The following is a 5,635-nucleotide window of genomic DNA, read 5'->3' as shown; positions in this document are numbered from 1 at the left end:
CCCCCCCCCCTTGTGGAGACCACCCCCCACAGACTGACCCCCCACACAAAAAAAAAAAACCCCCCCACCCCCCCCACCCCCCCCCCCGGGGGGGGGATGGGGGGGGGGCCCGGGGGGGGGGGGGGGGGGGGGGGTGGGGGAACGGGGGGCTCCGGGGGGTCGTCCCCCCGGGAATGGCGAAGGGGCCCGCGGGGAAGCCGCAAAGCGGCGACCACACGGACCCCAGGACCCGTAGCGGGGGCAGGATTTGAACCTGCGACCTCTGGGTTATGAGCCCAGCGAGCTACCGAACTGCTCCACCCCGCGGTGATGTCTTAAGTCTATGGCATGGGGAGGAGTGGTTTGGCCGGGTGGCGTTATTTGGTGCAGGCGGGGATGTCGCCTTGGCCGGTGTTGAGGGCGTTGATGGCCTGGATGCTGCCGTGGAGGGTGTCGGCGCGGACGAGGCGGAGGCCGTCGGGGCGGGCGGAGAGGGCGTCGGCGCAGTTGTCCTTGGGGGTGAGGAAGACGGTGGCGCCGGCTTTGCGGGCGGCGATCATCTTCTGCTGGATGCCGCCGATGGGGCCGACTTCGCCTTCGGGGGTGATGGTGCCGGTGCCGGCGATGAATTTGCCCTGGGTGAGGGGGCCGGGGGTGAGTTTGTCGTAGATGGCGAGGGAGAACATGAGGCCGGCGGAGGGGCCGCCGATGTCGCCGATGCTGATGTCAATCTTGAAGGGGAACTTGTACTGGTCGGAGAGGACGATGCCGACGACGGCGCGCTTGCCGGTGGGGTCGGCGACGGTGGTGAGGGTGGCCTTGTCCTCTTTCCCGCCGCGCTTGTAGGTCAGCGTGACCGTGTCGCCGATCTTGTGCTTGGCCATGGCGCCGGTGATCTGGGAGACGCTGGTGACCTTGGCGCCGTCCAGTGCGGTGATCTCGTCGCCGGCCTTGAGGACGCCGGCGGCGGGGCGGTCCTTCTGGACGCCTTCGACGATGACGCGGGTGGTGAGGGGGATGCCGAGTTCGTGGAGGGCGGCGGCTTCGGCGTTCTGCTGGGAGTCCTGCATCGCCCGGGTGTTCTCCTGGTCGACCTCTTTGGGCGACTCGTTCTTGGGGAAGATCGTCTCTTCGGGGACGATGGCGGTATCGCCGTCGAGCCAGCCGCGCAGGGCGGTGAAGAGGTCGATGCGGCCGCCGGGCCCGCCGCGGTAGGTCACGGTGGTGAAGTTGAGGTGCCCCTGGTCGGGGTAGGTTTTGCGGCCGTCGATGCGGATGAGGGGCTGGCCTTTGTCGTTCGTGCCGAGGGTGTTGCTCGTGGGTCCGGGCATCAGCGCGACGTAGGGGACGCGCATGACGGAGCCGATGACGGCGAGCACGAGGACGAGCACGCTCGCGACGGTGAGCGTGGTGGCACGACGAGACATGCCGGAAACTCTATGCCGTCAGGGGGCTCAGCAGGCCCCGACCCACTCGTCGTCCCCGTCGGTGAAGGTCTGGTGCTTCCAGATGGGGACGGTCGCCTTGAGGTCGTCGATGAGGCGGCGGCAGGCGGCGAACGCTTCGGCGCGGTGGGGGCTGGACGCGGCGACGACGACGGCGATGTCGCCGATGTCGAGGTCGCCGACGCGGTGGACGGCGGCGAGGCCGAGGACGGGGAAGTCGGCGGCGACCTTCTCCATGACGGCGCGGAGTTCCCGTTCGACGGTGGGGTGGGCGCTGTAGGACAGGCGGGTGACGGCGCGGGCGTGGTCGTTGTCGCGGACGGTGCCGGCGAAGACGGCGATGCCGCCGGCGCCGGGGGCGCCGACGGCGTCGTACGCCTCGTCGATGGACAGGGGCGTCTCGCGGACGCCGATCAGCCGGATGACGTCCCCGCCCGCAACGCTTTGGCTCACGTCCCGCAGGCTACCTCGCGGAGCGCGCCCTACACCTCCCGGGCGGCGGCGCTCAGCCGCCGGACGCGGCGGGGTCGTCGGGTTCGAAGGTGGCGGCGAGCGCCTCGGACAGGGCGGGGACGAGGTCGGGCCCGGCGAGGACCTCGTCGTCGCTGTCGTGGCGGCGCAGCCGGAGGGCGGAGTGGCGGGCGCCGTCGCGCAGGACGCCGACGACCATGCGGACGTCCTCCCGCTTGGGGTGGTTCGCGGCGAACGAGGCGGCTTCGGCCTCGTCCTCCGGGATGTCCTCCTCCGCTTCGGGCGGCAGGACGACGCGTTCCATGACGAGGGCGCAGCCTTCGACGGCGTCGGGCCAGGCGATGGACGCGAGGGCGTCCTCGATGGCGTCCTTCTCGGGCAGGGCGGGCTGTTCGAGTGCGGCGAGGGTGTCGGCGCCCGGGGGCAGGCCGAGCTGGTCGGCGAGGCCGGGTTCGGCGCGGCGGAGCTCGGTGCTCCGGACGAGGGCATAGAGGCGCGGCGCGCTGTCCCACCCCTCCTGGGCCGAATGACGTTCCAGGTCCAGCACGACTTCTTCCAGAAGACTCACGGGCCCATCTTTCCCCCAATCGAGACCCGGAAATGCCGGAACCTTCACCTCAGTCGGTAAGTTGCATGTACACACCGGCGGGCGGCCGGTGAGCTAGATCTCGATCGGAGGGGCCGACTTGACGTTCCGGACTCCTGGTTTCGGGCGCCGGCTCGGTACCGGACGGACGCGGCTGGTGCTACCGGTTCTGGTGGTGCTGGCCGTGCTGCTGGTCATTTTCATGATCTTCACCGCGGTCTACACGAACCTGCTGTGGTACCGCTCCATCGGCTTCTCCTCGGTGTACACCACGCAGTTGCAGGCGAAGATCGTCCTGTTCTTCGGCGCCGGGCTGCTGATGACGCTGGTAGTGGGCGCGAACGTGCTGGTCGCGTACCGGCTGCGTCCGGCGTACCGGCCGCTGTCGGTGGAGCAGCAGGGCCTGGAGCGGTACCGCGCGGTGATCGATCCGCGGCGGCGGCTGATCTCCTTCGTGCTGCTGGGCCTGCTGGGCGTGCTGACGGGCTCGTCGGTGGCGGGCCAGTGGCCGGTGTGGCTGGCGTTCCTGAACCGGACGCCGTTCGGTGTGGCGGACCCGCAGTTCCACAAGGACGTGTCGTTCTACGTCTTCACGTACCCGTTCCTGCGGCTCGTGCTCGGTGTGGTCTTCGCCACGGTGATCCTGTCGATCCTGGCCGCGGTGATGGTGCACTACCTGTACGGGGGGCTGCGGCTGCAGGGGCCGGGCGACAAGGCGAGCCCGCCCGCGCGGGCGCACCTGTCCGTGCTGTTCGGGCTGTTCATCCTGCTGAAGGCGGTCGCGTACTGGTTCGACCGGTACGGCCTGGTGCATTCCGAACGCGGGGTGACGACCGGCGCGTCCTATACGGACGTCAACGCGCTGCTGCCCGCGAAGACGATCCTGTTCGTCATCGCGCTGCTGTGCGCCGTGATGTTCTTCAGCAACCTGCTGCGGCGCGGCATGATGCTGCCCGGCGTCGGGTTCACCCTCCTGGTGCTGTCGGCGATCCTGCTGGGCGGCGTGTATCCGCTGCTGATCCAGCAGTTCCAGGTGAAGCCGGACGAGCTGGCCAAGGAGCGCCAGTTCATCCAGCGCAACATCAAGTTCACCCGTGAGGCGTACGGGGTCGACGGCGCGAAGGTCGTCCCGTACGGGAACGAGCCGGTCACGGACAAGAAGAAGCTCCAGGACGACGCCGACCAGCTGACGAACGGCGGCGTCCGCGTCCTCGACCCGAACGTGGTGGGCGAGACGTTCCAGCAGCTCCAGCGGATCCGCCCGTTCTACCAGTTCCCCGACACCCTCGACGTGGACCGCTACCAGGTGGACGGCAAGCTCGTCGACACGGTGGTGGCGCTGCGCGAGCTGTCCGGTGCCCCGGAGGGGCAGCGCAGCTGGATCAAGGACCACATGGTCTACACGCACGGCTACGGCTTCGTGTCGGCCTACGGCGACCGGTTCGACTCGCGGGAGCCCGACTTCATCACCCGCGACATGCCGGCGTCCCAGAACCAGCAGATCAAGGTGGCGCAGCCGGAGATCTACTTCGGGGAGCGCTCGCCGAAGTACTCGGTGGCCGGCGGGCGCGGCCAGCAGGAGCTGAACTACCCCGACAACAGCGCGTCGGGGCAGCAGAGCAGCACCTATGACGGGCAGGGCGGCGTCCGCATCGACTCGTTCTTCCGCAAGCTGCTGTACGCGTCGAAGTTCCAGGACAAGAACCTGCTGCTGTCGGGCGCGATCAACAAGAACGCCAAGATTCTGTACGACCGGTCGCCGCGCGAGATGGTGCAGAAGGCGGCGCCGTGGCTCACGCTGGACGGCGACCCGTACCCGGCGGTGGTGAACGGCCGCATCCTGTGGATCGTGGACGGCTACACGACGTCCAACAGCTACCCGTACTCGGAGGAGATGAGCCTCGGGGAGGCGACCGCGGACACGATCACCGACACGCGGTCGGCGGTGGCGCGGCAGGCGAACGACCACGTCAACTACATGCGCAACTCGGTGAAGGCCACGGTCGACGCCTACGACGGCAGCGTCCACCTGTACCAGTGGGACGAGAACGACCCGGTGACCAAGACGTGGATGAAGGTGTTCAAGGACACCGTCCAGCCGCGTTCGTCCATCCCGCCCGAGCTGGAGGCCCACTTCCGCTACCCGCAGGACCTGTTCAAGGTGCAGCGGAAGGTCCTCACCAAGTACCACGTGACGGACCCGTCGGCGTTCTACAACGGCGAGGGCTTCTGGGAGGTCCCGCAGGACCCGACGGTGAAGGGCAAGCGGCAGCCGCCCTACTACCAGAGCCTGCGGATGCCCGGCCAGGACGCGCAGTCGTTCGCGCTGACGACGGTGTTCAACCCGCGCAACAACCCGCAGCTCGCGGCGTTCATGTCGGTGGGGTCGACGCCTGGGAAGGACTACGGGCAGATCCAGATCCTGCAGATGCCGCGCAACGCGCAACCGGCCGGGCCCGGCCAGGTGCAGAACTCGTTCGAGACCGACGCGAAGGTGAAGAACGACCTGTTCGCGCTGAGGCAGGGCGGGACGAAGACCGTGGCCGGCAACCTGCTGACGATCCCGTTCGGCGGCGACCTGCTGTACGTCGAGCCGATGTACACCAAGGCGTCGGGCGGCAAGGAGCAGCAGCCGTACCCGATCCTCGGCAAGATCCTCGTGCGGTACGGGGAGAGCATCGCGGCCGCCGACACCTTCGACGAGGCGCTGAAGCAGGTCCTCGGCGGGACGGGCTCGACGGAGCAGCCCGCTCCCCCGGAGAAGGAGGCGCCATCGGGCGGGGAGATGAGCGCGGCGGCGCAGAAGGCGATCAACGACCTGAACGAGGCGCTCAAGGCCTTCGAGGACGCGCAGAAGAAGGGCGACTACGCGGCCATGGGCGCCGCCTGGAAGCGGGTCAAGGACGCCCAGGCGGCCCTGGCGGCGGCGGGCAAGGCCGCACCGAAGCCGTCGTCGAGCCCGTCACCGTCCGGTTCCCCGTCGCCGAGCGCCACACCGAGCGCCACCCCGTCATCGAGCTGACGCCCGGTCCGGCGGCCGGCCTCGGGCCGGCACGCCGGTGGCGTGCGCTATTTGCGGCGTTTGCGGGCGCGGCGGATGGCGGCGGCGGCGCCGATCGCGGCCGTTCGGCCAGCCAGCCCGGCAGCGGCGCTG

General features: G+C 69.4%; 4 protein-coding genes and 1 tRNA gene. 1 reads left to right on the top strand and 4 read right to left on the bottom strand.

What is annotated here, in order from left to right:
- Positions 1 to 232: 232 nt before the first annotated feature.
- The 4 genes from HUX53_RS28460 to HUX53_RS28445 form a co-directional block, all read right to left on the bottom strand.
- Positions 233 to 306, bottom strand: a tRNA-Met gene (locus tag HUX53_RS28460).
- A 50-nt stretch (positions 307 to 356) separates the two neighbouring features.
- Entirely contained in the window at positions 357 to 1,406 is a 1,050-nt protein-coding gene (locus HUX53_RS28455; RefSeq protein WP_176406292.1) for a PDZ domain-containing protein, read from the bottom strand.
- 27 nt (positions 1,407 to 1,433) lie between these two features.
- Entirely contained in the window at positions 1,434 to 1,877 is a 444-nt protein-coding gene (locus HUX53_RS28450; protein WP_309237476.1) for a molybdenum cofactor biosynthesis protein MoaE, read from the bottom strand.
- 52 nt (positions 1,878 to 1,929) lie between these two features.
- On the bottom strand, positions 1,930 to 2,463 hold the full coding sequence (locus HUX53_RS28445; protein WP_176406291.1) for a PPA1309 family protein: 534 nt from the start codon (positions 2,461 to 2,463) through the stop codon (positions 1,930 to 1,932).
- 175 nt (positions 2,464 to 2,638) lie between these two features.
- Here HUX53_RS28445 and HUX53_RS28440 point away from each other — a divergent pair, with 175 nt between their 5' ends.
- Positions 2,639 to 5,503: a UPF0182 family protein gene (locus HUX53_RS28440; protein ID WP_309237475.1), complete on the top strand. Its 2,865-nt coding sequence runs from the start codon at positions 2,639 to 2,641 to the stop codon at positions 5,501 to 5,503.
- Positions 5,504 to 5,635 lie beyond the last annotated feature (132 nt).

Source organism: Actinomadura sp. BRA 177 (assembly GCF_013372625.1).
Classification (GTDB): domain Bacteria; phylum Actinomycetota; class Actinomycetes; order Streptosporangiales; family Streptosporangiaceae; genus Spirillospora.
This window is presented reverse-complemented; position numbering and strand designations above follow the sequence as displayed.